Raw genomic sequence first — 14577 nt, forward strand, 5'->3', positions numbered from 1 at the left:
CGCCCGGGGCCGGTGCTCGTCAGGCGCCGGGTCCGGCGTCCGGCTCGACCAGGTGTGCGTAGACGTCGACCAGCTGGTCGCGGGAGTCGTCGAGGTAGTCCGCGAGGAGCCGTTCCGCCTTCACCCGCTCACCGGCACGCAAGGCGTCGAGAATCTCCCGGTTTCGCATGAGATAGGGCTCGTGCAGGGCGCGGGGGTCGTCGACCCTGTGGAAGGCAAGGCGGAGTTCGGCGAGGACCGAGCGCATCAGTTCGTCGGTGCGCGCGCTGCCCGCGAGGGCGACGAGCTCGCGGTGGAAGTGGATGTTGGCCGTGGAGACGCCCTTCCAGTCGCCGTCGCGGGCGTCCCGCTCCCCGCCGGTGACCGCCAGGATCAGACCGTGGAGCTCGAACGGCGGCTTGCCCAGGCCGTGGACGACGGCGCATTCGACGAGCCGCCGCGTGCGGTAGATGTCCACGACGTCGTCAACCGTGAGGACCCGCACGAAGACGCCGCGGTTGAGCTCGTGGACGAGCAGGCGTTCATGGGTGAGGAGCCGGAAGGCCTCGCGCAGGGTGTTGCGCGACACCCCGAGCGCCCCGGCGATGCTGTCCTCGGAGAGCCGGGCGCCGGGTTGGAAGAAGCCCTCGGCGATGCGGGTGCGCAGGATGTCGGCGACCCGCTCGGCCGTGCTCGTACGCCCCAGCAGCGCACGGTCGTCCGCCAGTCCGCCGGCCGCCTCGGAGCCCGTCGCACTCACCACGCACCTCTTCCCGCCGTCCCGCACCCGTCGCCGCCTCGGCCCGCTCATCGTAGAAGGAAAACCTCAGGTCGGAACGGGGGACAACCCCCTTGTCGGATCGTTCAACAATCCCCTACCTTGGGGCTACCGCACGGCTCCGCTCCTCCCCTCTTACGCGAGGTGCCGATGAGTACGACCCAGACCCCTCAGGCCACCCAGGGCGAACAGCCCGAGGACAAGGGCGCGTTCGCCTGGCTGCGCGCCCTCGGGCCGCGCGGCCGGCGCGCCTTCGGTGGCGCGTTCGGCGGGTACGCCCTGGACTCCTACGACTTCTTCACGCTGCCGCTGAGCATGGTGGCCATATCGGCCTACTTCGGCCTCACCAGCGGTCAGACCGGACTGCTCACCACCGTCACCCTCGTCGTCTCGGCGGTCGGCGGCGTGCTCGCCGGGATCCTCGCCGACCGAATCGGCCGGGTGAAGGCACTGATGATCACGGTCATCACGTACGCGCTGTTCACCGTCCTGTGCGGCTTCGCGCCGAACTACGAGACGCTGCTCGTCTTCCGCGCCCTCCAGGGCGTCGGCTTCGGCGGCGAGTGGGCGGTGGGCGCCATCCTGGTCGCCGAATACGCCTCCGCGAAGCACCGCGGCCGCACGCTGGGCGGCATCCAGAGCGCGTGGGCGGTCGGCTGGGCGCTCGCGGTCGTCGTCTACACGCTGGTCTTCCACTCCCTCGACGCGGACACCGCGTGGCGCGTGATGTTCTGGACGGGCGCGCTGCCGGCCCTCCTGGTCATCTGGGTCCGCAGGAACGTCGAGGACGCGCCCCACGTCGCCCAGGTGCGCGCGGCGAGCCGCGAGCGCGGTTCCTTCACCGCGATCTTCCGCCCGGGACTGCTGCGGACGACGCTGTTCGCGATGCTGCTGTCCACCGGCGTCCAGGGCGGCTACTACACCCTCGCCACCTGGGTCCCGACGTACCTCAAGGACGACCGGGGTCTGACGGTCATCGGCACCGGCGGCTATCTGACCTTCCTGATATCCGGTGCCTTCATCGGCTACCTGACGGGGGGTTACCTCACCGACCGGCTCGGCCGGAAGCGCAACATCGTGATCTTCGCCTTCCTGTCCGCGCTGTCCATCCTCGCCTACACCAACATCCCCTCCGGCGCCGACGGACTGCTGCTCGTGCTCGGCTTCCCGCTCGGCTTCTGCATGTCGGCCATCTTCAGTGGGTTCGGCTCGTTCCTGGCGGAGCTGTACCCGACGGCGGTGCGTGGCACCGGGCAGGGGTTCACATACAACACCGGCCGCGCGGTCGGCGCGTTCTTCCCGACGCTGGTGGGCTTCCTCGCCGACAGTTGGGGCGTGGGCGGGGCGCTGGTCTTCGGCGCGATCGGGTACGGCATCGCCGTGCTGGCTCTGCTCGGGCTGCCGGAGACCCGGGGCCGCGAGCTCGCCTGACGCACTCCCAAGGAGACATCACCATGACCTGGTCCTCGATCGACCTCAACGCCGACCTGGGCGAGGGTTTCGGCCGCTGGCGGCTCACGGACGACGAACAGCTCCTGTCCGTCGTCACCAGCGCCAACGTCGCCTGCGGCTTCCACGCCGGCGACCCGGTCACCATGCGGCGCGTCTGCGCGCTGGCGGCCGAGCGGGGGGTCCGGATCGGTGCCCAGGTCTCCTACCGTGACCTGGCCGGCTTCGGGCGGCGCTCCATGGACGTGCCCGCCGACGAGCTGGCCGCCGAAGTGGCCTATCAGATCGGCGCCCTGGAGGTGTTCGCCAGAGCGGCCGGGACTCGCGTGTCGTACGTCAAACCGCACGGCGCGCTCTACAACCGCGTGGTCCACGACGAGGAACAGGCCCAGGCGGTGGTCGACGGGGTGCTGCTGACCGGCGAGCGGCTGCCCGTGCTCGGTCTGCCGGGCTCGCGGCTGCACGAGACGGCGGGCGAAGCGGGGTTGCCCGTCGTCGCGGAGGCGTTCGCGGACCGGGCGTACACCGCCGCGGGGACGCTCGTGCCGCGGCGCGAGGAGGGGGCCGTGATCACCGATCCGGCGGCCGTGGTGGAGCGGTCGGTGTCCATGGCCACGCTCGGAGAGGTCACCTCCCGGTGCGGCCGACCGGTCGCCGTCCACGCCCGTTCCCTGTGCCTGCACGGGGACACGCCGGGCGCGGTGGAGCTGGCCCGCGAGATCCGTTCCCGTCTGGAGGACTCGGGTGTGCGGGTGGAGGCGTTCGTATGAGGACGCCGGGCATGGGGCCGGGCGTGAGGTCGACCATCAGGGCGCTGGCCGTGGGTGAACGGGCCCTGCTGGTCGAGCTCGGCAGCGGTGAGGAGGCGCAGGCCTTCCACGCCGAGGTGCTGCGCCGCCGTGCGTCCGGCGCGCTCCCCGCCGTACGGGAGATCGTGCCCGCGGCGCGGACCGTGCTGCTCGACGGGGTGGAAGACCCCGGACGCCTCGCGGAGCAGGTCACCCGGTGGGAGATGGAGCCACTGCACGCGCGCGTGGACCCGGTTCTGGAGATTCCCGTCCGGTACGACGGTCCGGACCTGGCTGTGGTGGCGGCGCTGTGGGGCGTGGAGGCGGAGGAGGTGGCGAGGATCCATTCCGGGGTGGAGTATCGGGTGGCGTTCTGCGGCTTCGCACCGGGCTTCGGCTATCTGACCGGCCTCCCCGCGCGGTACGAGGTGCCGCGCCGCTCCACCCCCCGCACCTCCGTCCCGCCCGGTTCGGTGGCGCTGGCGGGCGCGTACACCGGTGTCTACCCGCGCTCCTCGCCGGGTGGGTGGCAGCTGATCGGGTCGACGGACCTGGTGCTGTGGGACCCGGCGCGCGAGCCGGCGGCGCTGCTGGCGCCGGGCACCCGGGTGCGGTTCGTTCCCGAGCCCGGCTCCCGCGACCGTCTGGAGGGCAGATGACCGACCGTGCCTTCGCGGTCGTACGGGCCGGGGCGCTGACCACCGTGCAGGACCGGGGACGGTTCGGCCACGCCCACCTGGGCGTGCCGCGCTCGGGTGCCCTCGATCCGTATGCGAGCGGGCTCGTCAACCGGCTGGTCGGCAATCCGGTGGGCGCGGCGGTGCTGGAGACGACCGTCAACGGCTGTGCGGTGCGGCCGCGGTGCGCGGTGACCGTCGCGGTGGGCGGCGCTCCGTGCCCGGTGACCGTGGACGGGCGGCCGGTGGCCTGGGGCGCGGCGGTACGCGTGCCCGAGGGGGCCGTGCTGGAGGTGGGCGCGGCGGTGCGCGGTCTGCGCTCCTATGTGGCGTTCGCCGGAGGTGTGGCCGCCGAGCCGGTGCTGGGCAGCCGCTCCACGGACCTGCTCTCGGGGCTGGGCCCCGCGCCGCTGCGGGACGGGGCCGTGCTGCCGCTGGGCCGGGCGCCGTCCGGGGCCGCGGCCCTGTACGACACCGTGCCCTGGCCCGGCCCGCCACAGGAGCTGGTCCTGCGGGTGCGCCTGGGCCCGCGCCACGACTGGTTCACGGACGCGGCGCTCCGCACCCTCGCCACGCGCACGTACCGCGTGTCCCCCGCGAGCAACCGGATCGGGCTGCGCACCGAGGGGCCGCCGCTGGAGCGGTCCGTCGCCGGTGAGATGCCCAGCGAGGGCATGGTCTTGGGCGCGATCCAGGTACCGCCGGACGGGCGGCCCGTGGTGTTCCTCGCCGACCACCCCACGACCGGCGGCTATCCGGTGGTCGCGGTGGTCCGGGAGCGGGACCTGGCGGCCGCGGCGCAGGCGGTGCCGGGGACGCCGGTGCGGTTCGTGGTTCAGTCCTGAGGACGGTGGGTTCCCCGCGCCGCTCCAGGAGGGCGTTGGTGGCGACCGTGGTGCCCATCTTGACGGAGTGGACGCGCTCCGCCGGTACGGGTTCGCCCGGGCGGAGCCCGAGCAGCAGCCGGATTCCGGCGACGGCGGCGTCCCGGGGGTGCTCGGGGTCGGGCGAGAGCAGCTTGCGCGTGACCAGGCGCCCGTCGGGGCGCCGGGCCACGATGTCGGTGAAGGTGCCGCCCCGGTCGATCCAGAACTCCCAGCGCCCGGTCATCTCCCCATTCTCGGTGAGGACGGCGCCACGCGGGCGTTTCCCCATGGCGGGATCAACCGCCGGGAGCAGCCGCCGGGGTCAAGCGCGGCGGGGCAGCGTGGCCGGTCGGCGCGGTGGCCTCAGCCGGTCGGTGTGTCCGGACCGATCCTGCTGCGTACGGCCAGTTGCACCTCGTCCTCCTCCGCCGGGTCGGCGGCGAGGTGGCGCAGCCGTTCGGCGACGCGTATGTCCCCGGTCTCGGCGTGCAGGGCGGCGATCTCCCTGGTGGTCTCCTCACAGTCCCACAGGCACTCGACGGCGAAGCCGGTGGCGAAGGAGGGGTCGGTCGCGGCGAGGGCGCGGGCCGTGCGGCCGCGCAGCTGGGAGGCCGCGGTCTCCCGGTAGATGTGGCGCAGGACGGGTGCGGCGCAGGCGATGCCGAGCCGGCCGGCCCCGTCGACGAGCGGGTAGAGCGCGAGCGCGTCCGGGCCGTGGGTCCGTACGGCCTCGCGCAGAGCGCCGAGCACCAGGGCGGCGTCCTGGGGGCCGCCCCGGGAGGCGAGCACGCCGGCCGCCGAGCCGCCGAGCGCGTCGGGCCGGTGCACCCAGCCGCGTGCCCGGTCGACGGCCGCCTCTCCGCACATCCGCTCGAAGGCGGCGACGGCGGCGTCGGCGACGGTACGGGAGCCGTCGCCCGCGGCGGCCTCGATCAGGTCCAGGACGGCGGGGTCCCGCGCCTCGGCCAGGTAGTGCAGGGCGGCGCAGCGGGCGCCGTCCGAGCCGCTGCGGGCGGCTTCGAGGATCAGGGTCCGGTCCTCGGGCCCCGCGACGGCCGTCAGGCAGCGGGCGGCGGGCACGTGGAGCGCGGAGCCGCGCTCCAGGCCCTCCTCGGCCCAGTCGAAGACAGCCTGGACGCTCCAGCCGGGGCGTGGCCCCGTGGGGCGCATCTGGCGCTGCCAGCGGTCGAAGGAGCCGCGTTCCTGGGCGGCGCGCACCCGGGCGCCGACGGCGTCCCGCCGGTCCTCGGCCCACAGCCGCCACGGGCGGGGCTCGAAGGCGTCGCGTACGGCGGCGGCGAGCTCGGCGTCGCCCTCCGGGGTGGCCGGGAAGCGGGCGAGTACGGGCTCGGCGAGCGCGCGCAGCGCGGAGTCGTCGTCGCGCAGCGCGAGCTCGTCGAGGGCCCAGGTCCAGTTGGCGCCGGTCTCGGCGTACCCGCGCAGCAGCACGAGGGCGTCCGCACGGCCGTACGAGGCGAGGTGGCCGAGTACGGCGAGGGCGAGCCCGGTACGGGACTCGTCCGTGTCGAGGTGGTCCTCGGGGCCGAAGAGATGGGCCTCGACGGCGTCGAGCCCACCGTGCAGGTCCAGGTAGAGGCGCGCGTAGTAGAGGGAGCGGTTCTCGACCTGCCAGTCCTGGCGCGGGTCGTTCAGGACGCAGTGGTTGAGGGCGGCGAGGGCCTCCGCGCGTGGCGCGGCGAGCGCGTGCAGCGTGCCGTCGCCGCGGCCCCTCTGCAACAGGCCGAGCAGCGTACCGCTCGGCGCTATGACCGGATCGAACATGGAAAATGCCTCACATCAAGCTGTCGACGCAACCGGGGGTCCCCGGTGAACGGTGGGGTGCCTAGGCCGCGCAGCAACATGTGGAGCCGCTCGTCGTCTTCCGCTTGGTGTCGACCATCTTCCTCTGCCTCTCGTCGGTGGCCCCCTGTGGGCCCGACGTCATGATGACCCAGCCATTTCGCCACCGCGACCACATTTACGGCACCCTTCTCGCCTGGGGTTCAGTCCCCGTTCACCGGGACTCGAACAGCTCCAGCAGGTGCGCCTTCCCAAACATACGGGCGGTGTCCACGGCGGACGGAGTCCCGGCTTCCGGATCCGCGCCCGCCGCGAGGAGGGCGCGCACCACGTCGTCCTCGCCCTTGAAGACGGCGCCGGCGATGGGCGTCTGGCCGCGGTCGTTGACGCGGTTGGGGTCGGCACCGCGGCTGAGGAGGGCCTCCACGGCCTCGGCGTGGCCGTGGTAGGCGGCGAGCATCACCAGGGAGTCGCCCTTGTCGTTGGTGAGGTTCGGGGACACGCCGTGGTCGACGTACTCGGCGAGTGTCTTGGCGTCCCCCTGGCGCGCCATGTCGAAGATCCTGGACGCCAGCTCGATCACCTCGGGGTCCGGAGTCTCACTCATCGGACGGACCGCCTTTCACGTCGTTGACCCGTATCCGCGTCGGCCGTGCTGACCTGCGCGGACGTGGGTGGAACCAGTACGCACGGCGGGTCGCCGTGCAAGTGAACCGACAGGGTACTGCCCGGGCCGTGAGGCGACTCCGTCAGGTAGTGGGAAAGATCACCTCAAGGCGGTCATGGACGGGGGGCGACAAGGGTCGGCGTACGCCGATCCAGCGAAAACTCCGACATTTCACCCATTTGCATCTTTTGTCGCATTGATACTTGCGGTGAGCTTGGAAGTACTCAAGGTGACTGTCCCCTCACCCAGGAGAAACTCATGATCCTGTCCATCTCCGGCGTGGTCCTGCTCGGCATCATCGTCTTCCTCTTCTTCAAGAAGGACGGGCTCAAGGCCTCCCACGCCCTCGTCTGCGCCCTCTTCGGCTTCTACCTGGCGGGTACCGCCATCGCACCGAGCATCACGGCGGGCGGCGCGAGCCTCGCCAGCCTGCTGGGCGGGATCAAGTTCTGACGCCCACGACCCCTCCCATCCCTTCAGGCCCTCAGGAGTACGACGTGGCCCGGCGACCACTCCCCCGCATTCCGAGCAGCCGCGCCCTGAGCAGCCGCGTGCTGAACAGCCGCGTGCTGAGCAGCGGCAGCCACCGGATCGCACGGAGCCGAGAGATCGCGCGAACGGCCGCCGACAGCGCCACGGACGTCCTCCATCCGCTGATCACGATCACCCGTGGTCTGCGGAGGCTGGCCGCGGCGGGCCGCGTCAAGTGGGCGGCGACCCCCAAGGACCGGCGCGGTCCCGCGCTGTTCCTCGCCGCGGCCTGCGTGCTGGTCGTCGCCCTCGCACCGTACGGGCCGCTGCTGGCGCTCGTGTCGGTGATGGGCGCGGCGGGGTGGCACGGACGCGAGCGCCCGGTCGTGAAGACCGGGCCCGACGAGGCGGAGAAGGAGCGACTGAAGGCGCTCTACGAGGCCCTGGTGCCCCACTTCTCCGTCCCCGAGGACCCCGCTCCGCTCTTCGCCCACGGCGGGGAGTGGAGCAAGGCCCTCAGCGACTTCGACTTCGACGCGGACGGGCGGCCGACGCGGCTGCGGATCGCCTACCCGGCGTACTTCCCCGACGGGGACGCCGCCGCGAGGGCCCGGATCGAGCACCTGCTGCACGCCAAGTCCGGGCGCGGCCGCGAGTACTTCTTCCAGTGGTACGAGGAGGAGAACCAGCTCCTCATGAGGGTGCTGCCCGCGCTGCCGACCACCATCGCGGCGCAACCCTTCGTGACCGCGCCCGGCGAGACGGTGTTGGGGTTCACCGACGACGACGCGGTACAGCGGACCATGCCCGTCCGCGCGGGCGACGAGCGGCACGACGCGCCGCCCGTGGTGTGGCGGACGGGCCCCCGCTCGACGGAGCCGCACCTGCTCGCCGTCGGCGCCCCCGGCAGCGGCACCACGTCGCTGCTGCGCTGCCTCGCGCTTCAGGCGCTGGACCACGGCGACGTGGTCATCGTCGACGGCAGCGGCACCGGGGAGTACGCGTGCCTCACCGGACGCACCGGAGTGCTGGGCGTCGAGTGCGGGCTCGCCGGGGCGCTGACCAGCCTCGAATGGGCGGCGCACGAGACCGAGCGGCGGCTGATCGCGGCGAACCGGGCCCGCCAGGCGGGCCGCCCGGCCCCCGAGGACACCAAGCGGCCGCTGTGGATCCTGGTCGACCGGCCCGCCGCCCTCGGGCACCTGGCGGCCGCCGACGGGCGCACCGACCCGCAGGAGCTGCTCGGGGTGCCGCTGCGGCACGGCAGGGCGGCGCAGGTCACCGTCGCCGTGGCGGAGCAGTTCGACGGCCTGGACGCGCTGAGCGAGGCCGTACGCACGCACACGCGCGCCCGGGTCGTGCTCGGCCCGGCCTCACACGAGCAGGTGGAGTCCGTCCTCGGCGCGGCGCCGCACACCACGCCCCCGCCGAGTGTGCCGCCGGGGCGCGGGTACGCACGGCTGGGTACGGGACCGGTCCTGCGCCTCCAGGTGCCGGCGACGCCGGACCCGTACGACGACGCGACGAGCGAGGCGCACCGGCAGGCGGTGCTGGAGCTGCTTCCGGAGCCGCAGCACCTCACTGACACGGTGCGGCTGCAGCACCTCGCGGGCAGGCCGCGGGAGACCACGACGGGCTGAGGGGCCCGGCCGGGTAGGCCCCGCGGACCGTCAGGCCCGAGCCCCCCGGCCGGGGCCGGACTCGTGCCGGAGCCCGGCCGAGCCCGCCGACCGTCAGGCCACGAAGGTGCGCGGCGCTTCGGCGGAGGGGCTGCCCGGGGCGCCGGACTCGACGAGCCGTGCGGCCGCCGCCAGGCGGGCCGCCGCCTCGTCGGCGACCGGGCCGCCGACCGTGAAGGGCAGCCGTACGTACCCCTCGAAGGCGCCGTCCACGCCGAAGCGGGGGCCCGAGGGGACGCGGACGCCGACGCGTTCGCCGACCTCGGCGAGGCGGGAGCCGGAGAGGCCGCCGGTGCGGACCCAGAGGGTGAGGCCGCCCAGAGGCACGTCGAACTCCCAGCTGGGCAGCTCCCTGCGGACCGCCGCGACCAGCGCGTCGCGGTTCTCGCGCGCCTGCGCGCGGCGCAGGGCGACCGCCTCCTCCCAGCCGCCGGTGCTCATCAGCCAGGTGACGGCCAGCTGCTCCAGCACCGGGGTGCCGAGGTCCGCGTAGGCGCGGGCGGCGACCAGGGAGCGGATCACGTCGGGTGCCGCGCGGACCCAGCCGATGCGCATGCCGGCCCAGAAGGCCTTGCTGGCCGAGCCCACGGTGATCACCGTGCTGCCGCCCGGGTCGAAGGAACAGACCGGGCGGGGCATCTCCAGTCCCTCCTCCAGGTACAGCTCCGTCATGGTCTCGTCGACCACGAGCACCGTCCCGGCGGAGCGGGCGGCGTCCACCAGCTGGCGGCGCTGCTCCTCGTCGGCGAGGGCGCCGGTGGGGTTGTGGAAGTCGGCGACGACGTACGCGAGACGGGGCCCGGCGTCGCGGAAGACCTGGCGCCAGCGGGGCATGTCCCAGCCGGTCAGGCCCTCCGCCATCGCGACCGGCACCAGCCGGACGCCGGCCTCGCGCATCAGCTGGAGGATGTTGGCGTACGACGGTGACTCGACGGCGATGCGCTCGCCGCGGCCGGCGAAGAGGTGGCAGATCGCGTCGATGGCGCCCATCGCGCCCGTCGTCACCATGATCTGCTCGGGCATGGTGGGGATGCCGCGTGCGGTGTACCGGTCGGCGAGCATCTGCCGCAGCGCGGGCAGCCCGGCCGGGTAGTCGCCGTGCGTGTGGGCGTACGGCGGCAGCTCCACCAACGCCCCCTGCACGGCGCGGGTCAGCCAGGGCTCGGGCGCCGGGAGCGACGCGCAGCCCAGGTCGATCATGGAGCCGAGGGACTCCGGCGGCAGCGGTTCCAGGCCGCGCGCGGGCAGCGGGTTGCCGGCCGGTACGGCGGTCCAGCTGCCGGCACCGCGCCGGGACTCCAGGAAGCCCTCCGCGCGCAGCGCCTCGTACGCGGCGGCGACGGTGGTGCGGCTCACCGAGAGGGCGAGGGCCAGTTCGCGCTCGGCGGGCAGGCGGGCGGCGACCGGGACACGGCCTTCCAGGACCAGCAGCCGGATGCCGTCGGCGAGCGCGCGGTAGGCGGGCGGCTTGCGGGTTCCGGGGCCGGCGGGGCGGGGCTGCTGGGCGGTCAGCTGCCGGGCGAGCTGGGCCGCACCCACCGCGGAGGTCCACTCGGTCATGGAATTCAGTCCACCTTCCTGGAATTGGCCATGGTTGGAGTCCAATTCCCGCACCCAGAGTGACATGAGTCAGTCCACCACCACCACTCCGGGGGCACACTTTGTCCATCACCTCGCTGGGAGGCCTGCGCGGGCGGCGTCTGCCGCGGCGCCTGGTCCAGCTCTACGTCGGTCTGGTCCTGTACGGCGTGAGCTCCGCCCTGCTCGTGCGTGCCGGGCTGGGCCTGGAGCCCTGGAACGTGCTGCACGAGGGCCTGGCGGAACGCTCCGGGCTGTCGATCGGCGTGGTCTCGATGCTCGTCGGCGTCGTCGTGCTCCTGCTGTGGGTCCCGCTCCGGCAGAAGCCGGGGCTCGGCACCGTCTCGAACGTCCTGGTCTTCGGCGTCGCCATCGACGCCTCGCTGGCGGTGCTGCCGGCCGCCCACGGCCTGGTGGCGCAGGTCCCGATGATGGTGGCCGGCATCCTCCTCAACGGTGTGGCGACCGGGCTCTACATCGCGGCCCGCCTCGGGCCCGGCCCGCGCGACGGGCTGATGACGGGGCTGCACCGCCGTACGGGCCGGTCGATCCGGCTGGTGCGTACGGCCATCGAGGCCGGGGTGGTGCTCGCCGGGTTCCTGCTGGGTGGCTCGGTGGGGGTGGGCACGGTGGCGTACGCCCTGGCGATCGGGCCGCTCGCCCAGCTGTTCCTGCGGGTCTTCGCCGTCCCGGACACGGGCGTCAGCACGGTGGTCGCCCGGCGGACACCGCGGCGGGCCATACTGCGGCGGTGACTCGCCATCCTTACCTCGACCACCCGTCGCCCATACCGTTCGCCCATCGCGGCGGGGCCGCGGACGGGCTGGAGAACACGGTGGCCGCCTTCCGGCGTGCCGCCGTGGCCGGTTACCGCTACTTCGAGACCGACGTGCACACCACCGCCGACGGCCGGCTCGTCGCCTTCCACGACGCGACGCTGGACCGCGTGACGGACGCCCGGGGTCGGATCGCGCGACTGCCCTGGAGCGTGGTCGGCCGGGCCCGGGTGGCGGGCAGAGAACCGCTGCCGCTCTTCGAGGAGCTGCTGGAGGAGTTCCCGGAGGCCCGCTGGAACGTGGACGTCAAGGCGGAGGCCGCGCTCTTGCCCCTGCTGGAGCTGATCCGGAGGACGGACGCCTGGGACCGGGTGTGCGTCGGCTCCTTCGACGAGGGCCGGGTGGCCAGGGCCGTGCGCCTCGCGGGGCCGCGCCTGGCGACCTCGTACGGGGTGCGGGGGGTGCTGGGGCTGCGGCTGCGCTCGTACGGGATCCCGGCGGCGCTGCGCGGGGGCGCGGTGGCGGCGCAGGTGCCGGAGAGCCAGGGCGGGGTGCGGGTGGTGGACCGGCGGTTCGTCCGGGCCGCGCACGAACGGGGTCTTCAGGTGCACGTCTGGACGGTGAACGATCCGGAACGGATGGCCGCCCTGCTCGATCTGGGGGTGGATGGCATCATGACCGATCATCTGGAGACGCTGCGCACGGTGCTGACCGACCGGGGAGTGTGGGTCTGAGGCCCGGGCCGTCTCACCACGGGGACGAACGAGGGGGGCGGCCGTGACCGTCGGAACCGCCGAGCGGGCAGACCGGATACGCGAGCAACGGGGCTGGTACTTCTACGACTTCGCGTGCTCCGTCTATTCGACGAGCGTGCTGACGGTGTTCGTCGGCCCGTATCTGACGTCGGTCGCCAAGGCGGCCGCGGACGCGGACGGTTTCGTCCACCCCCTGGGTATCCCGGTCCGCGCGGGTTCGGTCTTCGCGTACGCGGTCTCCGTCTCGGTCGTGCTGGCGGTGCTGGTGATGCCGCTGGCCGGGGCGGTGGCCGACCGGACGGGCCGCAAGAAGCCGCTGCTGGCGGCGTCCGCGTACCTGGGGGCGACGGCGACGACGGGGCTGTTCTTCCTGGACGGGGAGCGCTATCTGCTCGGCGCGTTCCTACTGATCGTGGCCAACGCCTCGCTCGCCGTCTCGATGGTGCTGTACAACGCCTACCTGCCGCAGATCGCGGAGCCGGAGGAGCGGGACGCGGTCTCCTCGCGCGGATGGGCGTTCGGCTATACGTCGGGCGCGCTCGTCCTCGTAGTCGATCTCGTGCTGTACACGGGCCACGACTCCTTCGGGGTGTCGGAGTCCGAGGCGGTACGCATCTGCCTGGCGTCGGCCGGTCTGTGGTGGGGAGCCTTCACTCTGATACCGCTGCGCCGGCTGCGCGACCGGCAGGTGGCGGCGGCCGGCGGGGAGGGCGCCGTCGGGTCGGGGTGGCGGCAGCTGATGGCGACCCTGCGCGACATGCGGCGCCATCCGCTCACGCTGTCCTTCCTGCTGGCGTACCTCGTCTACAACGACGGCGTGCAGACGGTGATATCGCAGGCCTCCATCTACGGCTCCGAGGAGCTGGGCCTGGACCAGACGACGCTGATCACGGCGGTGCTGCTGGTGCAGGTCCTGGCGGTGGCCGGCGCCCTCGGCATGGGCCGCCTGGCGCGCGTGTACGGGGCCAAGCGGACGATCCTCGGGTCGCTCGCCGTGTGGACGCTCATCCTGGCGGCCGCGTACTTCCTGCCGGCCGGCGCGCCTGTCTGGTTCTACGCCCTTGCGGCGGCGATCGGTCTGGTGCTGGGCGGCAGCCAGGCGCTGTCGCGCTCGCTCTTCTCGCACCTGGTGCCGCGCGGCAAGGAGGCCGAGTACTTCTCGGCGTACGAGATGAGCGACCGGGGGCTGAGCTGGCTGGGGCCGCTCGTCTTCGGCCTCGCGTACCAGGTCACCGGCAGTTATCGGGATGCGATCATCTCGCTCGTGGTCTTCTTCGGGCTGGGTTTCGCCCTGCTCGCGCGGGTACCCGTGCGGCGTGCGGTGGCGGCCGTGGGAAACCCCGTACCGGATCGGATTTAGCCACAGAACAGAAGTCCGGTAGTGTACGCCTTTGGCCTGCCAGGCGGACCGTTACTGCGCGCCGAAGAAGTGAAGACGCTGGGTGACATCTTCTGCCAGATGTGACAAACCGGGCACTGGTGGGTACAAAAAGGGGCGGCACGTTGGGCGACGCATGACCCGCAACGGGAATCTTTACCGCCGACCGGACGTTGACCGGATGACGACGACAGCGACACCTGTCCTGTGGGCGACAAGCCCGGGAGGCACGATTCATGAGTGAGCGAGCTCTTCGCGGCACGCGCCTCGTGGTGACCAGCTACGAGACCGACCGCGGCATCGATCTGGCCCCGCGCCAGGCGGTGGAGTACGCATGCGAGAAGGGGCATCGTTTCGAGATGCCCTTCTCGGTCGAGGCGGAGATTCCGCCGGAGTGGGAGTGCAAGGTCTGCGGAAGCCAGGCACTTCTGGTGGACGGGGACGGCCCCGAAGAGAAGAAGGGCAAGCCGGCGCGTACGCACTGGGACATGCTCATGGAGCGGCGCACTCGCGAGGAGCTGGAGGAAGTGCTGGCCGAGAGGCTGGCGGTCCTGCGGTCCGGCGCCATGAACATCGCCGTGCACCCGCGCGACAGCCGGAAGTCCGCCTGATCGCGTGACCGGGCCGGCACCGCGCCGGCACGGAAGCAAGCAAGAGCCGCGGGGCGGCGGTACACCGAGCGTGTACTTCCAGGCCGCCAAGAACTTCTTCGGCATGGTGGTCCCGCACCGCGCGTACGCCAACGGCGGCACCGGCGGCAACTACCCCGGCTCGAACAACAACATCGAGCTGTTCCAGAACCGGGACAACATCGCCAACTCGATCGCCCAGGGCGGCGCCGAGACCTGCACCACCTACAACCTGATCAAACTCGCCCGCAACCTGTTCTTCCACGAGCAGGACCCGGCGTACCTGGACTACTACGAGCGGGGTCTG

General features: G+C 72.8%; 14 protein-coding genes and 2 pseudogenes. 11 read left to right on the forward strand and 5 right to left on the reverse strand.

Features of this window, described 5'->3' with window-relative positions:
• Positions 1 to 19 precede the first annotated feature (19 nt).
• Entirely contained in the window at positions 20 to 739 is a 720-nt protein-coding gene (locus AB0A69_RS33140; RefSeq protein WP_361429723.1) for a GntR family transcriptional regulator, read from the reverse strand.
• A gap of 168 nt (positions 740 to 907) precedes the next feature.
• On the opposite strand from AB0A69_RS33140, the gene AB0A69_RS33145 reads away from it, so the two are divergent.
• From AB0A69_RS33145 to AB0A69_RS33160, 4 genes are read left to right on the forward strand one after another with little or no spacing between them, the layout of a single operon-like run.
• A complete protein-coding gene (locus AB0A69_RS33145; protein WP_361429725.1) occupies positions 908 to 2188 on the forward strand; it encodes an MFS transporter in 1281 nt (426 codons plus the stop codon).
• A 23-nt stretch (positions 2189 to 2211) separates the two neighbouring features.
• Positions 2212 to 2976: a 5-oxoprolinase subunit PxpA gene (locus AB0A69_RS33150; protein ID WP_361429727.1), complete on the forward strand. Its 765-nt coding sequence runs from the start codon at positions 2212 to 2214 to the stop codon at positions 2974 to 2976.
• Positions 2977 to 3011: 35 nt separating this feature from the next.
• Positions 3012 to 3653 carry a 5-oxoprolinase subunit PxpB gene (gene pxpB, locus AB0A69_RS33155; RefSeq protein WP_361429746.1) on the forward strand — a complete coding sequence of 214 codons (642 nt, stop codon included), beginning with the start codon at positions 3012 to 3014 and terminating at the stop codon, positions 3651 to 3653.
• Positions 3650 to 4516 (forward strand): biotin-dependent carboxyltransferase family protein, encoded by an 867-nt coding sequence (locus AB0A69_RS33160; RefSeq protein ID WP_361429729.1) that lies wholly within the window; start codon positions 3650 to 3652, stop codon positions 4514 to 4516. The genes pxpB and AB0A69_RS33160 overlap by 4 nt, the downstream gene beginning before the upstream one ends.
• Here the strand turns inward: AB0A69_RS33160 and AB0A69_RS33165 are convergent.
• The 3 genes and pseudogenes from AB0A69_RS33165 to AB0A69_RS33175 all read right to left on the reverse strand — a co-directional run.
• Positions 4515 to 4781, reverse strand: a pseudogene (locus AB0A69_RS33165) (hydantoinase/oxoprolinase N-terminal domain-containing protein); the annotation flags it as partial. The gene AB0A69_RS33160 and the pseudogene AB0A69_RS33165 overlap by 2 nt on opposite strands.
• Positions 4782 to 4900: 119 nt before the next feature.
• Positions 4901 to 6319, reverse strand: a complete 1419-nt coding sequence (locus AB0A69_RS33170) for a HEAT repeat domain-containing protein (protein WP_361429731.1) — start codon at positions 6317 to 6319, stop codon at positions 4901 to 4903.
• Between the two features lie 232 nt (positions 6320 to 6551).
• Entirely contained in the window at positions 6552 to 6944 is a 393-nt protein-coding gene (locus AB0A69_RS33175; RefSeq protein ID WP_361429733.1) for an ankyrin repeat domain-containing protein, read from the reverse strand.
• Positions 6945 to 7262: 318 nt separating this feature from the next.
• Between AB0A69_RS33175 and AB0A69_RS33180 the strand changes: the two genes are divergently transcribed.
• The gene (locus AB0A69_RS33180; protein ID WP_017949565.1) at positions 7263 to 7457 is read left to right on the forward strand and encodes a hypothetical protein; all 195 of its coding nucleotides are present in this window, start codon (positions 7263 to 7265) and stop codon (positions 7455 to 7457) included.
• Positions 7458 to 7555: 98 nt separating this feature from the next.
• Positions 7556 to 9040, forward strand: a pseudogene (locus tag AB0A69_RS33185) (hypothetical protein); the annotation flags it as partial.
• A gap of 168 nt (positions 9041 to 9208) precedes the next feature.
• Here AB0A69_RS33185 and AB0A69_RS33190 read toward each other — a convergent pair.
• Positions 9209 to 10714, reverse strand: coding sequence for a PLP-dependent aminotransferase family protein (locus AB0A69_RS33190; RefSeq protein ID WP_361429736.1), 1506 nt, complete (start codon positions 10712 to 10714; stop codon positions 9209 to 9211).
• A 101-nt stretch (positions 10715 to 10815) separates the two neighbouring features.
• On the opposite strand from AB0A69_RS33190, the gene AB0A69_RS33195 reads away from it, so the two are divergent.
• From AB0A69_RS33195 to AB0A69_RS33215, 5 genes are all read left to right on the forward strand, one after another.
• The gene (locus tag AB0A69_RS33195; RefSeq protein WP_361429738.1) at positions 10816 to 11487 is read left to right on the forward strand and encodes a hypothetical protein; all 672 of its coding nucleotides are present in this window, start codon (positions 10816 to 10818) and stop codon (positions 11485 to 11487) included.
• Complete coding sequence (locus AB0A69_RS33200; protein ID WP_361429740.1) at positions 11484 to 12242, forward strand: glycerophosphodiester phosphodiesterase family protein; 759 nt, start codon at positions 11484 to 11486, stop codon at positions 12240 to 12242. The genes AB0A69_RS33195 and AB0A69_RS33200 overlap by 4 nt, the downstream gene beginning before the upstream one ends.
• 43 nt (positions 12243 to 12285) lie before the next feature.
• Positions 12286 to 13623 carry an MFS transporter gene (locus tag AB0A69_RS33205; RefSeq protein WP_361429742.1) on the forward strand — a complete coding sequence of 446 codons (1338 nt, stop codon included), beginning with the start codon at positions 12286 to 12288 and terminating at the stop codon, positions 13621 to 13623.
• Positions 13624 to 13877: 254 nt separating this feature from the next.
• Positions 13878 to 14252 carry an RNA polymerase-binding protein RbpA gene (locus AB0A69_RS33210; RefSeq protein WP_026278069.1) on the forward strand — a complete coding sequence of 125 codons (375 nt, stop codon included), beginning with the start codon at positions 13878 to 13880 and terminating at the stop codon, positions 14250 to 14252.
• Between the two features lie 70 nt (positions 14253 to 14322).
• Positions 14323 to 14577, forward strand: a 255-nt coding sequence (locus AB0A69_RS33215; protein ID WP_361429744.1) for a beta-L-arabinofuranosidase domain-containing protein, incomplete at its 3' end; no start/stop codon positions are given.

The sequence above is a fragment of the Streptomyces sp. NPDC045431 genome (genome assembly GCF_040646655.1).
Classification (GTDB): Bacteria; Actinomycetota; Actinomycetes; order Streptomycetales; family Streptomycetaceae; genus Streptomyces.